The 24783-nt window shown below is 51.0% G+C and carries 21 protein-coding genes; 10 read left to right on the top strand and 11 right to left on the bottom strand.

The annotated features are described in order from the left end of the window. Nucleotides 1–96 precede the first annotated feature (96 nt). Entirely contained in the window at nucleotides 97–2580 is a 2484-nt protein-coding gene (locus L855_RS20635; protein WP_159790802.1) for a cation:proton antiporter domain-containing protein, read from the top strand. 11 nt (nucleotides 2581–2591) lie between these two features. Here L855_RS20635 and L855_RS20630 read toward each other — a convergent pair whose 3' ends face one another. Together L855_RS20630 and L855_RS20625 are read right to left on the bottom strand one after the other, a co-directional pair. Further along, nucleotides 2592–3650, bottom strand: coding sequence for a PD-(D/E)XK nuclease family protein (locus L855_RS20630; RefSeq protein WP_159790801.1), 1059 nt, complete (start codon nucleotides 3648–3650; stop codon nucleotides 2592–2594). Then, a complete protein-coding gene (locus L855_RS20625) occupies nucleotides 3650–6223 on the bottom strand; it encodes an ATP-binding protein (protein WP_159790800.1) in 2574 nt (857 codons plus the stop codon). The genes L855_RS20630 and L855_RS20625 overlap by 1 nt, the downstream gene beginning before the upstream one ends. A gap of 277 nt (nucleotides 6224–6500) precedes the next feature. On the opposite strand from L855_RS20625, the gene L855_RS20620 reads away from it, so the two are divergent. Both L855_RS20620 and speD read left to right on the top strand, forming a co-directional pair. Next, complete coding sequence (locus tag L855_RS20620; RefSeq protein ID WP_159790799.1) at nucleotides 6501–8132, top strand: site-2 protease family protein; 1632 nt, start codon at nucleotides 6501–6503, stop codon at nucleotides 8130–8132. A 128-nt stretch (nucleotides 8133–8260) separates the two neighbouring features. Next, the gene (speD, locus tag L855_RS20615) at nucleotides 8261–8668 is read left to right on the top strand and encodes an adenosylmethionine decarboxylase (RefSeq protein ID WP_159790798.1); all 408 of its coding nucleotides are present in this window, start codon (nucleotides 8261–8263) and stop codon (nucleotides 8666–8668) included. 68 nt (nucleotides 8669–8736) lie between these two features. On the opposite strand, the gene cobA is transcribed toward speD, so the two are convergent. Beyond that, a complete protein-coding gene (gene cobA / locus L855_RS20610; protein WP_246199245.1) occupies nucleotides 8737–9513 on the bottom strand; it encodes a uroporphyrinogen-III C-methyltransferase in 777 nt (258 codons plus the stop codon). Nucleotides 9514–9691: 178 nt separating this feature from the next. Here cobA and L855_RS20605 point away from each other — a divergent pair, with 178 nt between their 5' ends. Next, entirely contained in the window at nucleotides 9692–9928 is a 237-nt protein-coding gene (locus L855_RS20605) for a 2Fe-2S iron-sulfur cluster-binding protein (protein ID WP_192925053.1), read from the top strand. Between the two features lie 37 nt (nucleotides 9929–9965). Here L855_RS20605 and L855_RS20600 read toward each other — a convergent pair whose 3' ends face one another. Continuing rightward, the gene (locus L855_RS20600) at nucleotides 9966–10178 is read right to left on the bottom strand and encodes a hypothetical protein (protein WP_159790797.1); all 213 of its coding nucleotides are present in this window, start codon (nucleotides 10176–10178) and stop codon (nucleotides 9966–9968) included. 534 nt (nucleotides 10179–10712) lie between these two features. Between L855_RS20600 and gifA the strand changes: the two genes are divergently transcribed. Beyond that, nucleotides 10713–10913: a glutamine synthetase inactivation factor IF7A gene (gene gifA / locus L855_RS20595; RefSeq protein WP_159790796.1), complete on the top strand. Its 201-nt coding sequence runs from the start codon at nucleotides 10713–10715 to the stop codon at nucleotides 10911–10913. A 214-nt stretch (nucleotides 10914–11127) separates the two neighbouring features. Further along, nucleotides 11128–11856: a sirohydrochlorin chelatase gene (locus L855_RS20590; RefSeq protein WP_159790795.1), complete on the top strand. Its 729-nt coding sequence runs from the start codon at nucleotides 11128–11130 to the stop codon at nucleotides 11854–11856. Between the two features lie 19 nt (nucleotides 11857–11875). Here L855_RS20590 and L855_RS20585 read toward each other — a convergent pair whose 3' ends face one another. The 3 genes from L855_RS20585 to L855_RS21555 all read right to left on the bottom strand — a co-directional run bounded on the left by L855_RS20585 (nucleotide 11876) and on the right by L855_RS21555 (nucleotide 14869). Next, the gene (locus L855_RS20585) at nucleotides 11876–14050 is read right to left on the bottom strand and encodes a serine/threonine-protein kinase (protein WP_246199237.1); all 2175 of its coding nucleotides are present in this window, start codon (nucleotides 14048–14050) and stop codon (nucleotides 11876–11878) included. A gap of 112 nt (nucleotides 14051–14162) precedes the next feature. Beyond that, nucleotides 14163–14735 carry a DUF2062 domain-containing protein gene (locus L855_RS20580; protein ID WP_159790794.1) on the bottom strand — a complete coding sequence of 191 codons (573 nt, stop codon included), beginning with the start codon at nucleotides 14733–14735 and terminating at the stop codon, nucleotides 14163–14165. Next, nucleotides 14732–14869: a hypothetical protein gene (locus tag L855_RS21555; protein ID WP_219729969.1), complete on the bottom strand. Its 138-nt coding sequence runs from the start codon at nucleotides 14867–14869 to the stop codon at nucleotides 14732–14734. The genes L855_RS20580 and L855_RS21555 overlap by 4 nt, the downstream gene beginning before the upstream one ends. A 2-nt stretch (nucleotides 14870–14871) precedes the next feature. Here L855_RS21555 and mnmE point away from each other — a divergent pair, with 2 nt between their 5' ends. After that, nucleotides 14872–16248 carry a tRNA uridine-5-carboxymethylaminomethyl(34) synthesis GTPase MnmE gene (mnmE, locus tag L855_RS20575; protein ID WP_159790793.1) on the top strand — a complete coding sequence of 459 codons (1377 nt, stop codon included), beginning with the start codon at nucleotides 14872–14874 and terminating at the stop codon, nucleotides 16246–16248. Nucleotides 16249–16253: 5 nt separating this feature from the next. Then, entirely contained in the window at nucleotides 16254–17063 is an 810-nt protein-coding gene (locus L855_RS20570; protein ID WP_219729968.1) for a hypothetical protein, read from the top strand. Between the two features lie 39 nt (nucleotides 17064–17102). Here the strand turns inward: L855_RS20570 and L855_RS20565 are convergent, their stop codons facing one another. Both L855_RS20565 and L855_RS20560 read right to left on the bottom strand, forming a co-directional pair. Beyond that, nucleotides 17103–19055 (bottom strand): ATP-binding protein, encoded by a 1953-nt coding sequence (locus L855_RS20565; protein WP_159790791.1) that lies wholly within the window; start codon nucleotides 19053–19055, stop codon nucleotides 17103–17105. A gap of 132 nt (nucleotides 19056–19187) precedes the next feature. Further along, the gene (locus tag L855_RS20560) at nucleotides 19188–20525 is read right to left on the bottom strand and encodes a D-alanyl-D-alanine carboxypeptidase (protein WP_246199230.1); all 1338 of its coding nucleotides are present in this window, start codon (nucleotides 20523–20525) and stop codon (nucleotides 19188–19190) included. A 67-nt stretch (nucleotides 20526–20592) separates the two neighbouring features. Here L855_RS20560 and L855_RS20555 point away from each other — a divergent pair, with 67 nt between their 5' ends. Beyond that, nucleotides 20593–20982, top strand: coding sequence for a hypothetical protein (locus L855_RS20555; protein WP_159790790.1), 390 nt, complete (start codon nucleotides 20593–20595; stop codon nucleotides 20980–20982). Between the two features lie 28 nt (nucleotides 20983–21010). Here L855_RS20555 and L855_RS20550 read toward each other — a convergent pair whose 3' ends face one another. Continuing rightward, entirely contained in the window at nucleotides 21011–23731 is a 2721-nt protein-coding gene (locus L855_RS20550; RefSeq protein WP_159790789.1) for an efflux RND transporter permease subunit, read from the bottom strand. Nucleotides 23732–24006: 275 nt separating this feature from the next. Here L855_RS20550 and L855_RS20545 point away from each other — a divergent pair, with 275 nt between their 5' ends. Beyond that, nucleotides 24007–24243, top strand: coding sequence for a hypothetical protein (locus L855_RS20545; RefSeq protein ID WP_159790788.1), 237 nt, complete (start codon nucleotides 24007–24009; stop codon nucleotides 24241–24243). A 9-nt stretch (nucleotides 24244–24252) separates the two neighbouring features. Here L855_RS20545 and sixA read toward each other — a convergent pair whose 3' ends face one another. Next, nucleotides 24253–24762, bottom strand: a complete 510-nt coding sequence (gene sixA, locus L855_RS20540; protein ID WP_159790787.1) for a phosphohistidine phosphatase SixA — start codon at nucleotides 24760–24762, stop codon at nucleotides 24253–24255. Nucleotides 24763–24783 lie beyond the last annotated feature (21 nt).

The following is a 24783-nucleotide window of genomic DNA, read 5'->3' as shown; positions in this document are numbered from 1 at the left end:
ATCGTCTTGATGTGGATTGCCGCATTCAAGTTTTCATGGCGTTACTTGTGCATTCCTAACTAAACTGACTCAACTTATTGAAGTTTGATTAATAGCATGGACTCTTTGTTTAACCTTTCCTTGCCTGCCGAAGATCCGGTGCTAATCTTTAGCATCTGTATGGCGGTAATTTTAATTGCCCCGCTGCTATTTGAACGGATTAACTTACCGGGGGTAACTGGGCCCATTGTGGCTGGAGTTGTCCTTGGCCCCAGCGTTCTGAATGTCCTAGAGCAAGGCCAAGCCTTAACTCTATTGGGTAATGTGGGCTTACTTTATATCATGTTTCTGGCGGGGCTAGAAATTGACATGACGCAATTCCTGCGTCACCGCGATCGCAGCCTAGTTTTTGGTCTAATCACCTTTACCATTCCCCAAACCTTGGGGACGATTATCTTCCGATTAATGGGGTTTGACTGGTTGGCATCCATCTTGATTGCCAGCATGTTTGCATCCCATACCCTGGTTGCTTACCCGATTATTAGTCGGTTGGGAATCATCAAAAACAATGCAGTAACCACCACTGTCGGCGGCACTATCTTGACAGATACCGTTGCGCTGTTGCTGTTGGTGGTGGTTGCGCGCTCCTCCCAAGGAGACCTAGACGCCCAGTTTTGGATCACCCTAGGCTTAGCGCTAATCCTCTATGTCACCGCCATTCTCTATTTACTGCCGCCCTTAGCTCGCTGGTTCTTTCGTAATATCGGCAGCAACAATAAACCGGCTTTTGTCTTTGTGATTACCACTCTCTTTGTCTTCTCCTATCTAGCCGATGCTATTGGCATTGAGAAGATCTTAGGAGCCTTTTTAGTGGGACTTACCCTGAATCGCCTGATTCCCGAACGTAGTCGCCTGATGAGTCGGATTCAGTTCTTTGGTGATGGGTTCATCATTCCCTTTTTCCTGATTTTCATTGGCTTACTCGTCGATGTCTCGGTGCTGGCCAGCGGCATGACTGCCTGGATCGTGATGGGGGCGATGTTGGCCACCAACGTGGGAACCAAGTGGATCGCCTCGATGGTAACCCGCAAAATCTATAACTATTCCCATGCCGAGGGTATGGTGATGTTTGGCCTATCTACCTGCGAAGCGGCGGCAACCTTGGCGGCCACCCTGGTGGGCTATGAGCTAGGCATTATTGGAGATGACGTGCTCAACGGGGTGGTGATGATGATTTTTGCCACCTGCATCTTGGGACCGTCGATCGTGGAATACTATGGTCGTCAAGTTGCCCAGCAAGACCATAGCGATAATTTCCAGCCCCGCAACACCCCCCAGCGAATTTTGGTGCCTTTGGCTAACCCGGCCACCTCTGATGCCCTGATTGAGGTCGCCGCCCTGCTGCGGGATCACAAGTCCAATGAGGCGATCGTTCCCCTGACTGTTGTCACCACCCAACCTGATGACGATCGCGAAAACGCAGAAAGCAACGTGGCGAAAGCCGAACGGCTCCTGGCCCACGCCGTTGTCCATGCGGCGGAGATGGATCTGACGGTGAATCCAGTCACGCGCATAGCGGCTAACCCCGCCGTCGGGATGGTGGAAGCGGCCCTGGAACGCCGCACCAGCGATATTGTGATTGGCTGGAATGGCAAACAGTCCCCCGAACAGCGCATCTTTGGCGGGGTCATTGATCAGATGCTAGAGCAAACCAGCCAGCAAGTCTGGGTTTGCAAGTTAGACAGCCCCCTCAATACCTATGGGCGGATTACTGTCATCTTGCCACCCCTGATTGACTATATGCCCGGTTTCTATGAAGCAGCCCGCAGTCTCAAGCACTTTGCCACCCAACTTGGGGTCACTCTGAATGTCGTCACCTCAGAGGAAAGCCAACGGCAAATCCGCCAGTGCCTAGAGACAATTCCCCTCAAAATCGAAACGACGTTTACACCAGCAGCCACCTGGCGGGACAGCCTAAAAGATACGGACTTAGTGGTACTTGTCAGTGCCCGCCTCGGCACGATCGCCCATACAGGGCAATTAGAGCAACTGCCCCGGGAACTGGCGGCTTCCCGGGCTAGCTTTCTAGTTCTGTATCCGTCTCAGCGAGAAGCTGTGGTGTATGATGTGCATCCGCCTCAGTCACCCTTAGCCTTGTTTGACCCTCAGCGGGTACAGCTCGGGCTGACCACTTCGTCCTATGAAAAAACGGTGGAGGCCTTGCTGTCCACGGCGATCGCCAAGGACAACCCCAAACATTGGTCAGTGCTGAAAGCCCTGGTGTATGACGATGTGGGCTATGCCAGCGAAATTCTGCCCGGGATGATTATTTCCCATGCTCGGGTACCGAAACTAGATCGTACTCTAATGTTTATGGCCACCCATCCCACGGGAGTCCATCACGAGCAGTCCGCCCAGTCTATTCATGTGGTGGTCCTGTTGCTTAGCCCCAGCAGGGTATCTAGCCAAGACCACCTGGCTCAGCTTGCGGAAATTGCCCGTTATCTAAGCCATGTGACTAATCTTGACCAAGTGATTGCGAGTCAGCAGCCGGAACAACTTAAGAGTTTATTTCAGGCTCGCCGAACTACTGCCATCTAAACATCGCTAAATCATATCAATTGATTTGTAACCTCTGTCACCCATGGGTGCAGCTCGCTAATATCCGCCTCGAAAGGCGGGCAAGGGCCGGTATAGACTAGCCTCCAAACCGGCTTTTGTTGAACACGGTGAGGGATGTCTTGTTCTATCATCATGTGTTGCACCCGTTGTCTCTCACCCCGCCGATTCCAAAACTGCATGTGCCAGCCTGATAAGTCGATAAATATATCGATTTGAAGAACGCACTGAGGGTTAATATCGATGGTGTAAAACAGGAACTCCATCACAGCGGCAGTAGGTGGTGACGAATAGCCTTGCGTGACTCGTGAGTCGTGACGCTCCAATTCTAGGGTTTCTGCTAATTGGTTTAATCGCTGGCGCATATCTTGCTTTAGCCTGTCTATTTCTGATAGTAAATTGTTGATTTCTTGTTGATGGTTTCGGAAGAAGTTAATCCTATCTAAATCCATTGTTGTGCCCCCTATTAGATTGCGTATGTTTTGAATAAACTCAAGCAGAAATAAATGATAACGCTTGGATTGATCTAGCGTTGATAGGGACGGCTCGAATTGCGTAAATAACTGTTCATAGGTGATGTTTTGGAAACCTGTTGTATCAGGAGATTGCATGGGCTTTAAGGATAAAACAATTCCCATAACATTTCGACTCTGTGCATTTAAGCTTAAGTGCCGCCAATAGACCTGAAGATCGTTATTAAGTTCGTGGTATATCTTATTTTCTATGCCAATTATCGTATTGTTCGTTTCGATGACAATATCAATTCGTTTGTTTCCAGATGTGCTTTCTTCTGTGCGTACAGTTGCGCTTGCTGCGTCCAATTCATCGATGGGATGATTGGCAGCAAGACACAGAGCCTGAAGGAGAAGACCTCCTAATTGATGGGGGTTATTCGGTTGTAGATAAAATGCTAAAACGTTGCTACTGACATTTTCTAGATGTGGGTATCCTGTTATTTCGAAAAAGGTTGGTTGAGCGACCTTCTGTTTAGGAAGTTGCTTGGCGTTGTTTAGCAAGTTCGCTATTCGCTTTAATGATTCTTCAGTACGCATTATGTTTGATGGTGAGGGATGAGTTTATGGGGGAGTTGAATTTCAAATTGAGTCTGTCCGGGTTGAGAGGTAATATTAATTCGTCCTCCGTGGGTTTCATGAATGACTTGATAGGCAATAGATAACCCAAGTCCCGTTCCTGTTCCTACAACTTTAGTTGTAAAAAATGGATTAAAGACTTGCCCTTGAACTGTATCAGGAATCCCGGTTCCATTGTCTTCTAGAATAATGGATATCCCATCTTCGCTGAGACAGCGGGTGGAAATACGGATTTCAGGTGGGGGGTCGGGTTGTTGTTTAAGACGCTCCTGAATGGCATCGATCGCATTGTCCAAGACATTCATCAAAACCTGGTTAATCTGACTCGCATAACAGGTCACATTGGGAATGTTCCCATATTGTTTAACCAGGGAAATGTCCGGTCGTTTGCCGTGACCGCGAAGGCGATTTTGTAAGACCATTACGGTGCTATCAATACCTTCATGAAGATTGACCGATTTCATGCCCATCTCATCGAGGCGGGCAAAGTTTTTTAACGAGGTAATAATGGCATGAATCCGTTCGACTCCTACCTCCATCGACTGAAGAATTTTAAATAAATCGTCCTGGAGAAATTGCACATCAATTTCCTCCTGCCAGGTGGCGATCGCCTCAGGAGGTTGAGGATAATGCTCTTGATAGCGACGGAGCAGTTCTAGGAGATCGCCGAGATAGTCTCGGACTGGGGTAAGATTGCCATAAATAAAGTTGACTGGATTGTTAATTTCATGGGCCATGCCAGCGGCTAACTGCCCCAAACTGGACATCTTCTCAGTCTGCACCAATTGGGCTTGAGTACACTTGAGTTGTTGGATCGTGGCTTCGAGTTGCTTCGCCTTATCCCGTTCGCGCTCTTCACTCAAACGCAAAGCCTCCTCAATTTGCATCCGCTCCACCACTTCTTGTTGAAGCTGTTTATTGGTTTTATAGAGTTTGCCAGCGCGATCGCGCACTCGGTCTTCTAACTCCTGTTGTGTGCCTTGCAAGCGACGTTTGAGATCCCGTTGTTCCGTGATATCCTCCATCAACACTAAGGCACAATCCTCTAGAAAGGGGAACACCGTCACCAACAAGCAACGAGAGCCGGAGGTCTCGTCTGAGGCACTCTCCGGGGTCTCCAGATTCAGACAAAAACAGCTTTCTTGGGACGGCTGGGCGATCGCCCGTCGAACCACCCCTAATATCTGTTCCGCCTCAACCTCCCCAAAACTCTCCTTGAGACTCCCCCCCGACCCTGACGACTCTGGGGAAGAACTTTCATGGCGATAATCCTGGCAATACTGGCCTTGGGCATTCACCAACGCCAGGCGATCGCCCATCAGAGTAAACAGGCGCCGCAACTGACCCTGTAGCTTAAGCAAACGGCTCTGAATCCCCTGGCGATCGCTCACATCATAGCCAATACAGAGCAACCCCGGAGAGTTCCCCGAATGATCCCCCAACAAACACACATGCCAATTCACCCAGACCTGTTCCCCATTGCGGCGGCGAATGGGGACAACCCGAGACACTGCCACCGTGTGACTCTGGGTCGCCTCCTCCATTAACCCCGCCAATCCAGGACTCGCCAAGCGTTTCGCTAGGGGCATTTCCTCCAACGTCGGGAAATCATAGCCCAAAAAATTCTGACTATAGAGATTGGCAAAATGAGGAACCCCCCGCCGATCCAATTGCAGCAGAATCACCGGCGTGCTATCGGCCATACAGCGGTATTGGTGCTCCTGGGCATTCAATCGGGCTAAAATGGCTTGGGTTGTCTCAAACTGCCGTTTATGGCGATGTAGGCCCCCACCCAGCAACAGCATTGTTCCCACGGTCATCGTGGTGCCTAGGGTACGAATCCAAGGCTGTAGGGGCGACTGCCGCGGCCATCCTTGAGCAGGAATCCCAGCAATTTGCCAGACTGTCTCCGAGACTCGCACATTTGCCGTCACCGGAGACATCTCAAACACCTTAGCCCTGCCCAATAGGAGTGATGCCCCATGTTCCGTTGACGTCGGAGTTCGTAGGGCCCAGTCTAAATCAGACAGTCGCTCCCCTAACCGGCTCTCTTCTACTAACCGCTCTAAATCGACAAGTAGGTGAACCTCCCCTAAGGCCAAAGAATCCCCCTCAGGACCGGGGGAACGAATCGGAACCTGCAACTGAATCTGCCCTAGGGATTGCAGGGAGTGAGTTTCTGGGACCCAGGGAATGGCTGACTCCATCTCAGGGGGGATGAGCATCGGTCTCCAGACAACCTCTGTGATGGCCGGATAGTTCTCTTGGAGTTGCCCCTGTAGGGCAGACCAACGCTGGGATGGTTGGGGAGACTCGACTAGAGCCTGATGGCCCAGGGAATCTGCCAAGATGCGGTGAGTTTCCAATTGTCCTTCTAAGAGGGTTCGGACCGTGTTGAGTTGCTGAAGCACCGACTGGCGACTCTGGTTCTGGAACCGACGGGATTCAACCCGGTCCATCCACAGAACTGCCAACCCCAGCACAACACCAGTCGAGAGGGTCACCCAAGGGATAGAAAGGGGAGAAGGTTTCATGGGGGCAGCAATTCAAGTATGCAACTGGCACAGGGCAAGGTGATGCTTAGTGAAGGGTAGAGTATGGAAACAGGGGGCCAGGTTAAGTTCCCATGTTAAGGGACCAGCTCAGGGGCCAGCTCACGGACCCGGGGGTTGACCTGACTTAGGAGAGACTCTACCCATTCCTAAGCCATCCTCAGAGATTCATAGAGAAATCAATGCCCTGAAAGGGTTAAAGTGAGAACAGCGAGGTGTAAATGCACCGACGTTGAGATGAAATGTTAAAGGTAAGTGGATGGACATCGCGACTGAGACAATCACACCCATTGCAATCGTACTGTTTGCTGCTGGAATTTTGGTATGGGGTTATGCCCGTGCTCGTCCCTACGGCAAAATTGGTTTGCTGTCGTGGTTGCAGTCTGTGTCCGTGACGGCACCCTGGTTGGTCTTTTTTGGCCTCTTGGCAGCCGGAATTTATATCAATTTGGCGTTGGAGCTGTTAGTTATCGTTCTATCGATTATTGTCTATATCGGCTTGGGGCGGCAACTACGTCGGGCAGCCCAAGACCCGAAGGAACGGGCCGATTTACAGAATCTGTTAGAAACCAAGCTGGGGATGAGTGAGCCATCTGACTCCCAAGACCCTCAAGTTAAGGCGCGTGAGGCTGACCTGGACTCCTCAGCCGACTCGGAGTCGGCCCCAAACCTCACATCTCCATCTGACTCTGGCAAAACTGTGGAACCGTCAAAGCCGGTGAATCCCGGGACGAAAGTCCCCCTCAAGCCCGAAACTCGCAAGGCGGCCCTAGAGTTTCCTGCCATCCCTGATGAGGATTTACGCCAGATTCAAAGCATTTTTGGCATTGATACGTTTTTTTGTACGGAGACCATCCCTTATCAGTCCGGTGCGATTTTTAAGGGCAATTTGCGGGGAGAGCCTGAATCCTCCTATGAGATGCTGGCTTCCCGCTTAGAGGGGGTCACGGGCGATCGCTATCGTTTGTTTTTAGTCCCCGATCCCGATGGCAAGCCGGTGGTGGTGGTCTTACCTCGGGATAAAGACCCGCAACCCCTGACGCAAGGGCAACAACTTCTGGCCCTAGGACTTTGTATCGCCACGGTGGTCACTTCCCTGGAAACGGCGGGTATCTTTTTAGGCTTTGATTTATTTAGTGATTTGAGCCGCTGGTCGGAAACCTTACCCTTAGCCTTGGGAATTTGGGCCATCCTCTTAATTCACGAACTGGGCCATCGGGTGATGGCCAGTCGGTGTGGGGTACGTTTATCACCGCCGTTTTTTCTGCCCACCTGGCAAATCGGCTCTTTTGGGGCAATTACTCGTTTTGAGTCACTGATGCCGAATCGTTCGGTTTTGTTTGATGTGTCCATCGCGGGGCCCCTAGCTGGGGGGCTGTTCTCCTTCGTGCTGTTACTGGTGGGCCTAGGTTGGTCTAATGCTGGGAGTCTGTTTCAGATTCCGACGGAGTTTTTCCGAGGGTCGGTGTTGGTAGGAGTGGTCGCTAAGGGCCTGTTGGGGCAAAGCTTAAATCAAGCCTTAGTGGCGGTTCATCCTTTGGTGATTTTGGGGTGGTTAGGATTAGTGGTTAATGCCATTAATTTAATGCCGGCGGGCCAGTTGGATGGTGGACGGGCGGTACAAGCCATTTATGGGCGTAAAATTGCAGGACGTACTACCATTGCGACCTTAGTGGTGTTGGCGATCGCCACCTTTGCCAATCCCTTGGCCTTATATTGGGCCATCATCATCTTGGTCTTACAGCGTGATTTAGAACGCCCTAGTCTCAATGAAATCCGAGAACCCGATGATGCTCGGGCCATTATTAGTTTGGTGTCACTGTTGATGATGTTATTAACCCTGTTGCCCCTAACGCCAAGTTTAGCCTTACGTTTGGGCATTGGCGGTTGAGCGGTCCTTGGGGGAATGATGTGGCCCTCAAAGGAGAAAAAACTGGCGAAAAACCTGGAAAACTCTCCGGGTTTTGGGAATTTATGCTAGAAGTAAGATGGTTTGTTTTTACGGAGCATTGTCGATAAATGAAAGCAATCGGAACCCATCTGGTCGTTGACGCCTGGGAATCCCCCGCTGAGTTGCTCAATGACCCAGAGTGTATTCGTGGGGCACTCATGGATGCGGTTTCAGTCGGAGGAGCAACGCTGATTGATTTATGTGTACACCAGTTCAGCCCCCACGGGGTAACTGCGACGGCTACCTTAGCGGAGTCTCATATTGCTCTGCATTCCTGGCCTGAGCATGGCTATTTTGCAGCGGATCTGTTTTTTTGCGGTGCAGGAAATCCTAGAAAAGCTCTGGAATTTCTCATTCAGGTGCTGCAAGCCAAACAGGCGAAGATCACAACGTTAACTCGCGGTTTTGAGCCAACGGCCCAAACGGAGTGGCTAACCACTTGGACGCCTGAAACTGAGACAGTTTCGGCTCGTTAACCTGCGTTATTAACGTCACTCTGGTAGCGATCGCAGTCTTCCCACATGGGAAAATCGCGATCGCGTTGCTATTGAGGCAGAGGTTGAGGACAGCCCCGCGAGAGAATAGGTTGAAGGTTAACCACAGCTCCCACCACCGCTACGGCTGGGGCTTCAAAACCGGTTGTTTCCACCTGTTCGACGATTGAGCCAAGAGAGCCGAGGAGTTCTTCTTGATCGGGACGGGTTCCCCAACGGATTAAGGCAATGGGGGTTTCTGGCTCCCGCCCAGCCTTGAGAAGACTTTCTACGATATTCGGGAGGTTCCGCACCCCCATATAGATGACAATGGTTTCGGACCCTTGGGCGATCGCCTCCCAGTTCACCTCAGGCCGATATTTGTCCACCATCTCATGGCCGGTGACAAAGGTGACGGAGGAACTGTATTGACGATGGGTTAAGGGAATCCCCGCATAGGCCGGGGCGGCAATTCCCGAGGTGACCCCAGGAACCACTTCCACCGGAACCCCCGCTGCCAAGAGGTCTTCCATTTCTTCGCCCCCACGACCAAAGACAAAGGGATCTCCCCCCTTGAGACGCACGACAACGGCATGACGTTGGGCCAGGTTGATGAGAAGTTCTGTGGTTTGCTCTTGCAGGAGGGAATGCCGGCCGCGACGCTTCCCGGCATGAATCCGCTGGGCCTGGGGGGCAATCAGGGCCAGGATCGGTTCACTGACGAGGGCATCATAGACCACCACGTCAGCACATTCGATGAGGGTTTTAGCTTTCACCGTCAGCAAGCCTGGATCTCCGGGGCCGGCTCCGACGAGATAAACTTTGCCCACGGGATCTGAAGAAGTCACCAAGGTTGTCAACGCAGTACGGCAGAATTAGAGAATACTGGTTAACATTTTGATATACGATGGCCCCTTTTGTCTGTATCAGGAGGAACTTTCTAGGCTAGGAATGGCCGAGATTGCGCCTTCTGAGTCGATGATGGCGGGGGTATCGGGTTCTGTTCGCGAGACAATTGCCTGAACAATGACTGTGCAAGTACAATTTCTTCCCAACGACGTGACAGTGGACGCTCAAGCCGGTGAGCCATTGCTAGATGTAGCCAAACGGGCTGGCCTCACGATTCCCACTGGCTGTTTGATGGGATCTTGTCATGCCTGTGAGGTCGAACTCAATGGTGAGGCCATTTGTTCGTGCATTACGGCGGTTCCGGCGGGGATGGAGAAAATCACGGTAGATCTCTATAGCGACCCAACTTGGTAGTTGGGTCATCATGGCGTTGTGCTGCTTTGTGCCGCTTCTACATGGCGTGGGCATAGAGTCCGGGTGAGTAGGCCTCGATGACGTTTCCGGTGTCGCCACAGGTAATCATCAGATAGTCGCAGTGGTGACACTCGGTGCGGATGAGACGGCTGTGGGTGAGATGATGCCGCTCTCCTGGACGACCACAGTTCGGACAGCGGATGGTTGTGGGTTCGGGGGTTAATGGGAGAGACTCTAAGGGAATTTTCATGGACGTTTAGGTTAAATTTGACTAAAAACGGATTTAAATAAAGGTAGGAATGACGTTGAGCAAGGGCTTCGTCAAGGGCGATCGCACCAGATGGGCTAATGGAGGCTGGGGTCTCAGTAAATCTAACGAGATACGATCACCCGAGTTTGATATTGTTGATAAATCTATTCCCAGTATAAGGCGATCCCAACTAGGTCTGGGGCAAGGGTTTGCTGGCCAAATGCCTGATTTTTAGGGCGTTTGCAGTCCATCTCAGGAATGTCACGCCCTGACGTCTTCTCCATAAATTCTTAATGTTTGAATTACCGGTTATCTAGGATCTCCCCCCAATGGGCCGGCGCTTGCCAAATGGCTTGTGGCAAGGGACTCCCTTGAGGTCTGTCTGAGAACTCGGGAACTGGATAGTCTTTAGCTGTTTATAATGTTAAGAATTGTTAAATTGTAAAAAATGATACAGAAAGTTGCTATACTCGTAAGTGCGGGAGGAAAAAACCCACCGCAACCTTTAATAATCGCCCTCGAGGAATAGTAATTATGTCTTTAAATGATCGCAGCCGAGCATTGATGAGCCGTCATCATCAAGCCATCCGTAACCGTCAACAGTCTTTATTAACCCGTGTATCTGAAGAAGCTGGGATTCCGGGAGAGGCCGCAGACCATTGGTCTCACGTTCAAGGTAAACCCTCTTACAACAACTCAATTTCCTATGATCGCAGTGGTGCGACCATGAGCTAACCGCTCTAGGTACTCTATCTTGGAGTTCGAAATCCCGCGTCTGGCCGAGTCCAGCGCGGCATTTTTTTGTCCAATTGCCCCTGGCCTTATCTTCCCCACTGCCCACTGCCCACTGCCTACTGCCTACTGCCTACTGCCTACTGCCTCCTTTTACCCCTTGCCCCTTGCCTTCTTCCCTCGTTATCCTGAACGAGTATCCTAAACTGAACCCCCCATGACCTCCCCCGCCTATGTACTGGTCGCCCATGGTAGCCGCGATCCTCGCCCCGACCAAATCGTGGCTCATTTGGCCGATCTCATGGCGCAAGAATTAGGAAATTGTCCCGTGGGAACAGCGGCCCTCGATTGTCAACCGGAACCGCTGCACCAACAACTGCTGAACTTTTATCACCAGGTACAACGGCCGCTGCGGATTTTGCCCCTGTTTTTGTTGCCGGGGGTTCATGTCAAAGAGGATATTCCCAGTGAAGTGGCGATCGCGCGATCGCAGCTTCCGCAGACGGCCTCCCTAGAGATTCTGCCCTATCTCGGCAGTCATGGGAGACTCTGCCAGGTGCTGCACGGGCAAATCCAGGCGGCGCCCCCATGCCAGGCCTGGATTCTCTTGGCCCATGGGAGTCGGCGGCCTGGGGGCAATGCTCCCATCGAGGCCCTGGCGGCACAACTCCCGCAACGAGTTGGCGTCCCGGTGCAGGCCGCCTATTGGTCCGTTGATCCCCGCCTAGAACAACAACTACAAAAATATGAGCAGGCCGGCTATGACCAGGTGGGGGTGTTGCCCTACTTCCTCTGTCCCGGAGGACTCACCGATGCCATTGCCGAGAAACTTGAGGCGATCGCCCGTCCCCGGGTTATCCTGACAGATACCCTCAGCCAAAGTCAGGATCTCCTCCATATCTTATTGGAGTTGTGCCAGGGAACCCCAGTCAGTTCAGGGGTCTAATCAGCGAGAATCGAGGCCCTTAGGGTCCTCCCAGTCGTTGGATTTGTTGGCGGGCCCGCTCATAGCAGTCCACTCGGCCCACATCCAGACAGGCCTGTGCCGCTCGTTCATAATCGGCGATCGCCCCAGAGCGATCCTGAAGCTGCTCACGGACTGCGGCCCGATTGAAATAAGGCGTGGGGGACTCATCATTGAGCCGTAAGGCTTGGGTATGGTCTTCCATGGCCCGTTGATAATCCCCTAACTCCGCATGAACTGTCCCGCGATTGCTGAAGGCCACCGGATTATCTGGGTTTAAGTCAATCGCCTGAGTGTAATCGGCGATCGCCCCCTCTAAATCCCCTAACCCACCCTTCGCCATGCCGCGATTACTAAAGGCTTTGCCATGGTTCGGGTTTAACTCAATGGTTTGGCTACAATCGGCGATCGCCTGCTCATATTGCCCTAAATTATAGTGAGCAATACAGCGATTGTTATAGGCTACCCAATCATCCTCCACCAACTCCAGGGCCCGAGTACAATCGTCCACCGCCGCCTCATAGTCAAATAAATTGAGGTTAACACTGCAACGGTTGACCAGAGCGTTCGTATGGTCCGGCTCTAACGCCAACACTTGGCTATAATCCTGTTGCGCCCCGCGATATTCCCCCATATTGAAGCGAGTCCGACCCCGACTGTAGAAGGCATTGACATGCTCAGGATCGACGCGAATGGCCTGGGTAAAGTCGGCGATCGCCTCCGTGGGGTTTCCGGCGGCCGAGTGCGCTAAGCCACGATTGAGATAGGCGTTGGGGGAAGCGGGATCTTTGAGGATGGCTTGCGTGTAATCTTGAATGGCAGAGCTATAATCCCCTAATTCATAGGAAATCAGGGCCCGTTGATAATAGGCTTCAGCATCATTGGGGGACAATTGCAGCACTTGGGAGAAGTCCGTCATGGCCGCTTCTAGGTCTCCGGACTGGATTTGAGCTAAGCCTCGGTTATAGAGGGAATTGTAATGATTGGGATCTAGCTCTAAGGTACGGCTATAGTCTTGGATAGCCTCGTCGAGATTTCCCTGATCGAAGTGGATATTGGCTCGTTGATAATGGGCTTCGATGTGATTACGATTGTGGTAAATGGCTCGATTTAACGCTTGTAATGCCAGGTCTTTATTGCCCTGTTCAACATTGGCAAGAGCGCGATGATAAAAGTCTTCAGCCCGGCCTTCTCGGGGACGTTGCCATAGCCACAGTCCCAGGCTTAAACCCAGGATAAGCAGAAGAAGGCCACCCGTCCATCCCAACCAGGACCGGGATGAGGACGACTTATTCGCCAGGCTTGGGGACTCGTCCTCCGGTAGCGCTGCTGCATCCTCGTTTCTGGTTTGATACCGTTCTAAGATGGGGGCCAAATCATCTAAGACGGCATGAGCAGACTGATAACGTTTGGTTGAGGAATACATCACCATTTTATCGATGATGGCGGCCAGGTCATCGGAGACTTGGGTGCGTTTGCGCCAAATCAGGGTTCCCGATTCGTCTTGCAGTTTGGGGAGGTTGTGAGGGGAGACGCCGGTGAGGGCTTGGATGGCGATCGCCCCGAGGGAATAGAGGTCACTGTTATATTGGGGGTTGCCCTGAAACTGCTCGATGGGCATGTAGACCGGGGTTCCGGCGGCGATGGTTCGCAGGGCATCGTCTTGAGCAATTTGTTGGCTGAGGGCCTTGACGGAGCCAAAATCAATCAGGAGCAGTTCTTGGTCATGGTCGCGACGGATGATGTTTTCGGGTTTAACATCGCGATGGATGACTTCATGCTGATGAACGAAGACCAGGATTTGTAGGATATCCCATAAAATCTGGGCTACGGCCGCTTCCGGGAGGGGTTGTCCGGGTAGGATTTCCTCGCTGAGGGGATGGCCATCGACATATTCCTTGACGAGATAGAGCCGTTCGTCTTCTTGGAAGTAGGCCAACAGACGGGGGATGCGATCGTGGCTGCCGAGTTGTTCGAGGGTTTCGGCTTCTTGTTCAAACAGCCGTTTCGCCGTCTGGAGGGATTCGATGCCTCCTTTGACGGCGGAGAGTTGCTTAACCACGCATTTGGGCAGGCCAGGACGGCGAACATCTGCCGCGAGATAGGTTTGGCCGAAGGCCCCTGATCCCAACATCTTAATGATGCGATAGCGTCTATCTAAAAGGGTTCCGATCACTAGGGTTTTGCTCGCACCTGCCACGTGAGGAAGCTCCGACTCCACAAATCTCTATCTTCGATTATACCGGACGATATTTTGAGCAAACGGCTGCTGAAAACACTCTCAAGAGTTACTGGTTCGATGAGATCAGATGAGATCGACGAGAATCATGGGGAATGTAAGTCTTTTTTCGCCGGTTCTGCTGGCGTTCGAGTTGCCGTTTGAGGCGCCAGATGTGAATCAGCCGTAAACTCCCGAAGTAACTGACGATCGCCAAAATCGTGGCCATGACGAGAGATCCTAGCAGTAAGTCTGCAAAAAACTCCCCAGTTTGGTCGAGGAAGATCTCTAAGGAGTTCCATTGAGAGGGAGCATTACTGCTCGATCCGAGGAGCAAGCGCCCGATTTGGAAGTTTAACCAATAGATGGGGAGATAGGTGAGAGGATTACTGATCCAGGTGCAGACCGCCGCGCAAAGCTTATGACCTCGGGCCCCCATTGCCAGGAGGATGCTGATGGGGGTTTGCATCCCAAACAGGGGAAAGCAACCTGCAAAGACTCCAACCGCTACGCCTCGGGCAATATACTCTGGGGGATCTTGGAGACGGATTAAACGCCAGTAGTAGTAGCGGGTAATCCGCCACCCCCGTTCTATCAGGTGAATGAGATGGTGAACCAGGCGAGAACCAAGCGGTTGAGTCATGAGTGAGTGCAAACGTTGAGATTGATGGGAACGGTGATCCGGGTTGCCCGGGCGATCGCCATCGCGAGAACTGTTGACTGTCCATCGACTGTACAACAGACTAGGATGAGAACGCCATGAGAAAGAGCAGTCACGAATGTCTGAAGCAGTGCTACGCCGGGATACGATTGTGGCCATTGCCACAGCGGTCGTCCCTCAACAGGGAAGTGTGGGAATCGTGCGGTTGTCCGGTGACGAGGCGATCGCCATCGCCAAATGCTTGTTTCATGCACCGGGAAAACAACCCTGGGAGACCCATCGCATTCTCTACGGAACGATTCGTCATCCGGGTACCTCGGCGTTGGTGGATGAAGCCCTGTTGTTACTTATGGTAGCGCCTCGGTCCTACACACGCGAGGATGTGGTGGAATTTCATTGCCATGGAGGGATGATGGTGGTGCAACAGGTGTTGCAGTTATGTGTGGAGGCGGGGGCCCGCTTAGCCAATCCTGGAGAGTTTACGTTACGGGCTTTTCTCAATGGCCGCATTGATTTAACTCAGGCTGAAAGTATTGCGGATTTGGTGGGGGCCCAGTCTCAGGCGGCGTCTCAGGCAGCCTTGGCGGGGGTTCAGGGACGACTGGCCCAGCCGATTCGTGATTTGCGCAGTCAATGTTTAGATATTTTGGCCGAAATTGAGGCCCGGGTGGATTTTGAGGAGGATTTACCCCCTTTGGATGAGGGGAAGGTGGTTGAGGATTTGGCGGCGGTGTTGAGGGAGATTGAGGCCATTGAGAAGACAGCTAGTCAGGGGGAGTTGTTGCGGACGGGGTTAAAGGTGGTGATTGTGGGTCGCCCTAATGTGGGGAAGTCCAGTTTGTTGAATGCCTGGAGTCGCAGCGATCGCGCCATTGTCACCGACTTACCGGGAACGACTCGGGATGTGGTGGAATCTCAGTTGGTGGTGGGGGGAATCCCGGTGCAAGTATTGGATACAGCGGGGATTCGCCAGACGAGTGATCGCATTGAACAGATGGGGGTGGAGCGATCGCGCCAGGCGTTGGAGGCGGCGGATTTGGTCTTGTTAGTCCTGGATGCAGTGTCTGGCTGGACGGCGGAGGATGAGGCGATTTATCAGCGGGTGTGCGATCGCCCCCTGATTGCTATTTTGAATAAGTGTGATTTAGTGGAGGTTCCCCCCCAACTTCCCTATATCCAACAGCCGGTTCTCACCGCTGCCGCCCAACAACAGGGGATTGAGGCCTTAGAAGCGGCAATTTTAGAGAAAGCCCACGCCCAAGACATTGAGACAGCTAATGTAGACTTCTGTATTAATCAACGTCAAGCGGCAGCGTTAACTCGCGCTAAGTCAGCCCTAGAACGAGTCCAAGAGACGATTACCGCCGAGCTTCCTTTGGATTTCTGGACGATTGACTTGCGGGATGGGATTCAGGCATTAGGAGAAATCACGGGCGAGGAAATTACCGAGTCGGTGTTGGATCGCATTTTTAGTCGTTTCTGTATCGGGAAGTGATGCCAATGAACCCTCATCGGTGGTATTTTATTGGAGCTGTAATTACCGTTGGAATTGTCGGGTTAAGTCTGCTGCTGATGAGTCTCCCAGGACTGCCTGAGTTTCCCGTTGGACTGCCGAGGACTTGCATCACCGGGGGCTGGAAGTTGGGACTCATCATCAGTCATGTGCTTAATTTTGCTCTAATTCCTCTAGCCATGAATGCTTTTTATGAGGGGTTGGCCGTTTTAGAGGTTCCCCGCAAGACCATTTTTTTCGGTCAAGTCGGCTTTGGCTTAATTATGGTAGGCATTGCCTCTGAAATTGGTCTGCATGTCGCTCAATGTTGGTACTACGAAAGTGACTATAGTGTCCTTAATTTTTTGTTTTATTTTTTCTTGGTATCTGGATTTATTTTATGGGCAGAGAGTTTAGTTAAACATCCCACTCAAATTGGTCGAGGGTTACGAATCTTTTTTGCTATCTCTTTAGTTTTTATATCTGTCTTCTATCTCTTGGGCTATCAAACCGGAGAAGATCGTCTAAAAATTCCCATTTTTATCATCTTAACGGTCATTTTTAGCGTCTTAACCTATCGAGGCTATCGTTTATTAAGGGACAAACGGGTATTTTGGGTTCCCTTCTTTTCCGTTGGCGTGAATTTACTTTTCGTGGCCCTCCTGAACCAATATGGAGGCGATCCCTATGAGAATCCTCAGGTGATGTGGAATGCCTTGTTTCATATCGGCCATGATGTCTTCGGGACTGAAGCCGGCCTGGCGATTTTTGCCCTGTTAATGTATCCCAAGGGGTTAGAGATGAGAAGGGACTGTTAAGGGAGAATCACATCTAGACGTAGCTAAAAAATGCCACTACTAGAAGCCACTTCTCCATTGGCAGTTAAATGTTTGAAGCAACAAAGATTTGAGATTAACAACTCGAATGACCTTTGATCCGTGATAGTTACCGTCTGGTTCATCTATATCTTTAATTTCAAATCCTATGTCTTGCATATCCCCTGCTTGAAGATTTATAACACCTTTAGCACCCGACTCGTCTTTTACTTCCAAAACATCTCCGTCACCTTTATCTGAACCGAGATCTACTTCCCAACAGACGATTTGATCTGTTATAATTAAAGGATGGTTAAAGATTTCATCAATAGAAAATTTGTACTTATACTCTAATCCCTTCAGAGACTTAGTCGAGTTAGGCTTTTCCTCTGCTATACTATCTAAACCTTGGGCCGCAAAGTTAAGTGGGCGAAGCCAAAACTTCTTATATGGAGAGTCGTCAGGAACAAGATTAGCAAAGACTGTATATAAAGCACCTACACCATGCTCTTCACCACTTGCTGGTTCATAGAAGCGTTTGTCTTTTAAAATATCTATATTTTCTACGTAAAAGTAGTGTCTTTTACACAGATTATCCTTACTTTCCCTAAATTTCTTTACCTGAATCTCTATTTTGGCAGAATTTATTTCACCATTTAAACGATCTACCAAATCTCTAAAAACATTATCTGTCTGATAAAAATTACTTACGAAGGACTCAATTTCTTTCAGGAAACGGGTGCTTTGTACCACCTTTTCAGATTCAGTGGTTAAAGAAGTTCTGTTTGTGACCAGGTCAAAACTACCATTGATCATGAAAACAAAGTGTCTCTGAGCTTTTGGATCAGATAAAACCGAGAATTTTACCAAATCGAAAACTTCGTTTAAAAAAAGCTGATTGTATTCGCATATTTTGATTCCTTCTGAACATAAAAAAGTACCTTGCTGAGAACTTAGTGTGATACCGGATCTACTACTTCCCTGTCTCCCCAATGCCTCATAGAAATCCAAAGCTGTCCTTGTACCGTCAACAGCAAATGCTAAACAGTATGTCTGACCTTCAAACCTGAAAGTCTTAGCTTTTCTCAACGAACAACGCAATGAACGGAGATATTTTAACTGAGAAGGTAATGATATTGAATCAGAACTAGGTCCAGTTTTTGTCTTTGTTTTTTTGATAGCTACGTAAGGATAACCCTGCTTGATTTCTTTTAGCTCTGCTCTATCATAGTCCCATATACAAAGACTACAATCCTTACTATAATAAGAGTTTTTAAACGCCTCTTCGTCCTTGACCTGAAAACTCGTACTTTCGGCATTAAGTCTGGTAACATCACCATGCTTAGTGTAATGTTTTATATATTCATAAATGTAAGGGTACTTAGAATCTGTTCCGTAATATTTTGAAAAGTCTTCTACTTCTAAACCCTTAACAAATATTAGTGTTCCATGGCTAAACTGACTAAACAAGTCCTTCAAGTCGTTGAGAATTGGGGCAGTCCGGGCATCGGGTTGATCTAGAAGAAACTCTAGAACAGCAAATGGGTCGTGCTCAGACTTAGGCTCGACTGTATAGCTTTCCCTTGGTAGATTTTGCTTGGGATTATCAATGTCGACATAATCCCAAGCGTTGTCTTGACTATCCTCACATCTGGTCAGTAGAGCAAATTTACTACATGCAAAGCAAAGCTTGGAACCCTGGCACTTATAGCCAACCGACCCTCCCTTAACTTTTGTAGAGTAACCAATAGAGAAGAATGCATCCATTGGTGAAATATCGTTTTTTACTCGAACTTGGCTAATGCCAGTGCCGTTATCAAAAAATATGAAGCCATGATACTGCAATAGAGTATATATTTTTATTTGAGTCGCTCCAGCATCATAAGAGTTTGAAATCAACTCTCTTACTACCTCACATGGGTCTTTTCTATTGACAGATAACTCGGACAATGTGTGCTTGTAACTAATTTGTCGTTTGATTTGTCGGCCAGCCATTATATTATTAATCCTCTCAATACCAAACGTTCACTCAGCCTTAGGGTTTAAAAGCTATAGAAAGCTATAGATAGTATAACTAAACGGTTGCCATTAGGATAGGGCAAATTTATGATTTTGTCAAGCTGGTTCTTAATAAATTTTGGATGGAGTCATCTGCAAATTGGGGGGAAGTTCATCGACGGCCCCCCATTGGGCTTCTAACTCCCGCAAAAAACGTTCCTGTTCCGCCCGCAAAATTTCAATATCTCCGCCGCCATTGAGAAAGGAAAACCAGACAATTCCCTTATCTTGGGTGGGTAGGGCCCCCGATAGGGTACTCACCGCATTGAGGCTTCCAGATTTTAAGACCGCGTAGGGAGGCAGGGGACGCACCGTTAAGATCCCCTCGGGTTCTCCGGCAACGGCCACCACATCAGCTAGGGTTAATCCTTCGGGGGCCAGTTCTCGCTGAATCGCTTGATACATCTGAATCACTGCCCGGGGTGAGATTTGATTCTCTCGCCCTAATCCCGATCCATTAATCAGTTGAATTTCTCGGGGGGAAACCCCAGTGGCCGCGATGACATTCTCGCGAACCACCTCCGCCCCACCTATGGCGTTAGCCAACATATGGGCGATCGCATTATTACTGTAGCGATTCATCAGCTTGAGGATGCGCGGTAGGGGTTGAGACTGATGGCCTAGGAGAAATTCTACGTCTGATTCAATGTCCGAGGGGAGGATCTCCAGGCGACGCACTTGGCCGGAAATCTCTAACTCGGGGCGAGGGGTGTCTGGGGGAAGGGTGCGATATTGGGCTTCGGCGTCTCCAGTCCAGAGGCGGGTGTTAAGGGCTTGTTTGAGGAGTTCTCCTGAGAGGACGCTGTCTTCCTCAAAGTTCATAAAGAAGTTACCGACGATAATTAGGTCTCCTGTCACCTCTTGTAGACCTAAATCGGCCAGTTGATTGGCGATGGCGATCGCCTCTTCCCAGACAAACAACGGGTCCATATCCCCCACCACCAGCAAATCACCCTCCAACACGCCATTGTTAATCTCTCCTCGTCGGAAAAACTGGGTCGAAAAGCGATGATCGAGGTCAAACTCACGCAAGGCGGCGAGGGTGGTGGCGATTTTGGTGAGGGAGGCGGCGGGGAGGGGAATGGTTCCACCAATTTCCCCTAAGAGGCGATCGTCGGTTTGTAGCCAAATCCCCTGTTGTTGGGGGTCAAAGCCTTGGCCACTGAGGCGATTGAGATAGGTTTGTATCTGTTGCTGAACCTCGAAATCGGGATCGCTGAGGGAGAGGGGGGAGGGGTCGGAGGTGGGAGAGGGAGAGGCAACTGGGGGACTGATGTCCTCGGGCGGGGGACTCTCAGAAGGCGTGCAACTGCCGAGGAGAAGGCTGGTTAGGATAATGGATAATGGATAATGGATAATGGAGAGATGAGGGGAGACTTTGGGGGCTTGTTGGGGTGGGGTCATCATGGGATTGGGATTTTGTTTTTGACCTTGGTAGAATGGAGATGAGACAATTCTAGGGAGCAGGTTCGTTGTGCGTGTTTTATTGCTTCTGGTTGCCCTTTTTAGTTTTATTTGGACGTTTCAAACCCCCTCGCTGCGACGGAGTAGTGGATTTTCGAGGGCTGATCAAATGGTTTTGGATCAGCTTTTAAATAACCCTGAAGATGTTATTACAGATTACTCTAAAATACAAAAAATACTCAAAATATTAAAGAAAGGTTCTAAACGTGACGTGTCTAAATTCTATCATAGCGTTCGCTATAAGATATTTGACTGGGCTAAGGAGTTTGGCAAGCCACAAGTTGCCCCTGTTTTCGAAGATATTGCGAGCTTATATTATCAAAAAACATTACCTGATGAAAAGCCGATTAAAGTAATGGAGCAAATCCATAAAGACTTTGACTTTCTCTGTAAGTCTTAGACAGTTTTAAGGGGCTATTGGCGGAAGATTACGATCGCCCTCGACGTAGGGTTGACCAGCTATCTTCCAAGAGTCCATATAGAACGGGGACCACGACTAAACTCAAGAGGCTGGAGGTAATTAAACCGCCAATAATGGCCACGGCCATGGGTTGACGCAATTCGGCCCCTGCGCCCCAACCGATGGCGATGGGCAACATTCCTAACACCGTTGAGGCGGTGGTCATGAGGATGGGACGAAAGCGCACCCGTCCGGTTTCGAGTAGGGCTTCAAAGCGGGGTTTTCCAGCTTTGCGTAGTTGATTGGCATAGTCCATCAGCAGCAAGGCATTTTTGTCTAATAAGCCTAAGAGGAAAATTGTGCCAATGAGGGAAATCATGCCAAAGTCACTTTGGGTAATGAGTAGGGCAAACAAGGCCCCAACCAGGGCTAAGGGCAGAGATAAACCGACCACTAAGGGTTCTAACAAGCGTCCGAAGGGCAGGATTAAAACCGCCAACATACAGATGACCGATAAGGCGAGAGTGCCGCCAAAACTGCGAAAGACGCTGGCAGCATTTTGGGCATCGCCGCCTAAGTCGAGGCGGATGTTGGGGGGGAGGAGGTCTTGGGCGATCGCCACGACGTCATCGCTGGCATCTCCGAGGGCCTGACCCTGGCGAAGATTGGCTTCGACATAGGCGACTCGTTCCCCGGATTTACGGCGGATACTGGTGAGGTCGCCCTCGGGGTCGGCGCTGGTTTCAATGTCGATTAAGCCGGGTAAATCACGGATGGCTGTGGCGATGTTGCGGGCGGTTTGGTTGAGTTGGTCGAGGTCATCGCCGAGGAGGGCAATTTGTAAGGGTTTGCTGTCGCCGATTTCGACGAATTGGATATCTTCAACGCTGACGCGGCTTCCTTCGGGCCGGGGGAGACTGTCTCGTAATTCACTTTGAACGCTGGCGGTGTCGAGTTGGCGATCGCCCCGCAGTTGAACGCTAAGGCGGCCGCGGTTGGGTTCACCTCGGTAGCCGATGAGGGTATAGACGGACTCCACATCGGGATGATCGCGGACGACGGCTTCTAGGTCGGCGGCGATCTCCTGACTGGCGTTGAGGATGAACACTCGCGGATCTGAGGCGGTCTGGGTCATGGGGCGATCGGGGTCCATCTCCTCCATTTGACCCGGGTCAAACTCCTCAAACTCCTCAAACTCACCGAAAGCGTCCGCATCTTCGGGGGAAAGGTCCTGGGGACTGGGAAACTCGGGTAGGGGGGCAGTGTAGAGGATGTTGAACTCGCCGCGATCGAGTTGGGGGATAAAGCCTTTGGGAATCAGGGGAATTAAGGCAATTCCTACGACTAAACTGAGGACGGCGATGGCGAGGGTTCGCCAGGGATGGGTGAGGGCGTTGCGGAGTAGGGGTAAATAGAGGCGATCGAGGAAGCTGGGGGCGGTGGATTGGGGGCGATCGCCCTGAGGCTGAGGTTTAGGTTTTAGCCAATAGACGGCGAGGACAGGGGAGAGGGTTCGGGCGACGAGGAGGGAGATGAGAACCGCCGCCGAGACGGTCAGGCCAAAGGGTTTAAAGAATTGTCCGATGGTTCCTCCCATGAAGGCCACCGGGAGAAAGACGGCGACAATGGTCAGGGTGGAGGCGGAGACGGTGAGACCAATTTCGTTGGTGGCGGCGATGGCGGCTTCGCGAGGGGGTTGTCCTTGGTCGAGGTGGCGGGCGATATTTTCGACTTCGACAATGGCATCATCGACGATAATCCCGATGGTTAGGGCTAGGGCCAGGAGGGTAATGGTTTCGAGGTTGAAGTCATACAGGGCCATGATGATGAAGGTTCCCAGGAGAGAGATGGGAATCGCCAAGGCGGTGATGAGGGTGGCCCAGAGGTTGCGCAGAAAGGCGAAGATGACGATGACAGCTAGGATAATGGCAAATCCTAGGGTGTCAATGGTGGCTTGGGTGGCTTCGCGGATAAAGTCGGCTTGGGTGGCGGCTAGGTCAATTTGAAGTTGGGGATAGTCTTGGTCCCAGGTGGCGACGGTGGTTTCGACCTGACGCACCACGTCTAGGGTGTTGGCGTCTCCTTCTTTGATAACTTGTAGGGCCAGGGCGTTCTCGCTGGCGAAGCGGATCAGGGTGGGGGCGTTGAGGCTAACGTCATCGGTGAGGAGGTCGGGTTCGCTGTCTTGGCTGATTTCAGCATCGCCGAGGAGATCGACGCGCAGGACTCCGGGGAGTTGTTCGAGTTGGGGAATGAGTTGATTGCGGGTCAGGGGGGCGATCGCCTCTAGGTCGCTGTCTGAGGTGGGCCGTAGGGCGTAACTGATGGCGGCGGATTCATTGAGGTTGAGGGGGATGACCTCAAGTTCTGTGTTGTCGGGGAGTTCTAGCTGGTTGAGGCGATCGCGGACGGCGTCGCTGGAGGGGGTTAGATCGACGCCGACGTTAAATAAGACACTAATGACGGTGCGTCCAGGATAGACGCGGGACTGGATATCGTCGAGACCGGGTAAATCCCAAAGTTGGGCTTCGATGGGTTCGGTGAGGTCGCTTTCGGTACGGATGACATCGTCACTGTCCCCGGAGGCGTTGACGATGACGACGGGAAAGGTGATGTCTGGGAAGAGGGCGTATTGGAGGGAGGAATAGGCGAAGAGTCCGGCGACGGCGATGGCCAGCCAAATGGCGATGGTCAACAGCCGATGCTGAATGGCCCATTTTGAGATGTTGAATCGTTCTCGCAGTGACATGAGCTATATCGTAGTCCCCATTGGTAGTCCGACTTCCCTCAGGTCTGTCTCTCCCCAGGTGGGAGGAACGTTTACCCCTGGTTTAGCGTCGATCTATACTATAGTCTCCCAGTACGTCGCCGTTTTTGTCTCCTCAATCTGGGGTGAGTTGAGGAGCAAGTGTTGCAGATGTAACAAAACGGTATAGAATCTGTAAAACTCGCGACATAATGGGAGTAACGAGGGTGAATCTTCCGTTGCTCGGATAACGTCTGTTTCTGGGAGATCCCAAGATTATGATTGCAACATCTTCTCTGTCAGGAGGCGATCGGGTTCTGACCGATACGCAACCCCAAAGCCAAGTCTATAAAGGACATCTGATTATTCCACGCTACAGTCGCGCCTGGTGGTGGGCGACGGTGATTGACCCCCATGGGGATGAGGTTAAGGGTCAGAGTGAGGGTCACGCCTCCCAAGACCAAGCCGTCGGTTATGCTAAGGGTCTGATTGATGGGCGATCGCCCTGGATGTGATGCTTGTTTCTAGAGCAGAAATCGCGGTGGAACGAGCCAGAAGAGTTCACTCTGGCCGATGATTTCCCCGTCATCTGGAAGATTGACGCCGATTACACCGGCTTTTTTGACAATTAGTTTTTCACGAACTTCTCCCCAAATGAGTTGTTCGGCCCACTGTCCTAAGTCGGGCTGATGTCCCACAACGGCGATCGCCACATCGCCGTTGTTGCCTGTTTTGGGGATGGTGTTGTACCACGTTAGCCAATCCTGCAACTCCCCAGCGGGAGCCAGGGTGGCGGAAATCTCGGGTTTGGTACTCAGTTTGGCGTTCACGAGAATTTCGGCGGTTTGCTGGGCCCGAATCAGGGGACTGGTGAGGAGATGGTCAAAGTGTAGACCGAGTTCTGCGAGCCGTTTGGCGATTTTACGGGTTTTTTTAACTCCAGCGTCGGTGAGGGGTCGTTGGCGATCGTCGGGATAGGTTTGGGGATGGCGATCGGCGGCAATTCCATGACGGATTAGATACAGTTGGAGCATAGTGGATACAGGATACAATTG

It is taken from the genome of Sodalinema gerasimenkoae IPPAS B-353 (genome assembly GCF_009846485.1).
Lineage (GTDB): Bacteria > Cyanobacteriota > Cyanobacteriia > Cyanobacteriales > Geitlerinemataceae > Sodalinema > Sodalinema gerasimenkoae.
This window is presented reverse-complemented; position numbering and strand designations above follow the sequence as displayed.

Coding starts and splice junctions, on each gene's coding strand:
- L855_RS20635 (WP_159790802.1), top strand. CDS start 97: ATGGACTCTTTGTTTAACCTTTCCTTGCCTGCCGAAGATCCGGTGCTA.
- L855_RS20630 (WP_159790801.1), bottom strand. CDS start 3,650: ATGCGTACTGAAGAATCATTAAAGCGAATAGCGAACTTGCTAAACAAC.
- L855_RS20625 (WP_159790800.1), bottom strand. CDS start 6,223: ATGAAACCTTCTCCCCTTTCTATCCCTTGGGTGACCCTCTCGACTGGT.
- L855_RS20620 (WP_159790799.1), top strand. CDS start 6,501: ATGGACATCGCGACTGAGACAATCACACCCATTGCAATCGTACTGTTT.
- speD (WP_159790798.1), top strand. CDS start 8,261: ATGAAAGCAATCGGAACCCATCTGGTCGTTGACGCCTGGGAATCCCCC.
- L855_RS20605 (WP_192925053.1), top strand. CDS start 9,692: ATGACTGTGCAAGTACAATTTCTTCCCAACGACGTGACAGTGGACGCT.
- L855_RS20600 (WP_159790797.1), bottom strand. CDS start 10,178: ATGAAAATTCCCTTAGAGTCTCTCCCATTAACCCCCGAACCCACAACC.
- gifA (WP_159790796.1), top strand. CDS start 10,713: ATGTCTTTAAATGATCGCAGCCGAGCATTGATGAGCCGTCATCATCAA.
- L855_RS20590 (WP_159790795.1), top strand. CDS start 11,128: ATGACCTCCCCCGCCTATGTACTGGTCGCCCATGGTAGCCGCGATCCT.
- L855_RS20580 (WP_159790794.1), bottom strand. CDS start 14,735: ATGACTCAACCGCTTGGTTCTCGCCTGGTTCACCATCTCATTCACCTG.
- mnmE (WP_159790793.1), top strand. CDS start 14,872: ATGTCTGAAGCAGTGCTACGCCGGGATACGATTGTGGCCATTGCCACA.
- L855_RS20570 (WP_219729968.1), top strand. CDS start 16,254: ATGAACCCTCATCGGTGGTATTTTATTGGAGCTGTAATTACCGTTGGA.
- L855_RS20565 (WP_159790791.1), bottom strand. CDS start 19,055: ATGGCTGGCCGACAAATCAAACGACAAATTAGTTACAAGCACACATTG.
- L855_RS20560 (WP_246199230.1), bottom strand. CDS start 20,525: ATGATGACCCCACCCCAACAAGCCCCCAAAGTCTCCCCTCATCTCTCC.
- L855_RS20550 (WP_159790789.1), bottom strand. CDS start 23,731: ATGTCACTGCGAGAACGATTCAACATCTCAAAATGGGCCATTCAGCAT.
- L855_RS20545 (WP_159790788.1), top strand. CDS start 24,007: ATGATTGCAACATCTTCTCTGTCAGGAGGCGATCGGGTTCTGACCGAT.
- sixA (WP_159790787.1), bottom strand. CDS start 24,762: ATGCTCCAACTGTATCTAATCCGTCATGGAATTGCCGCCGATCGCCAT.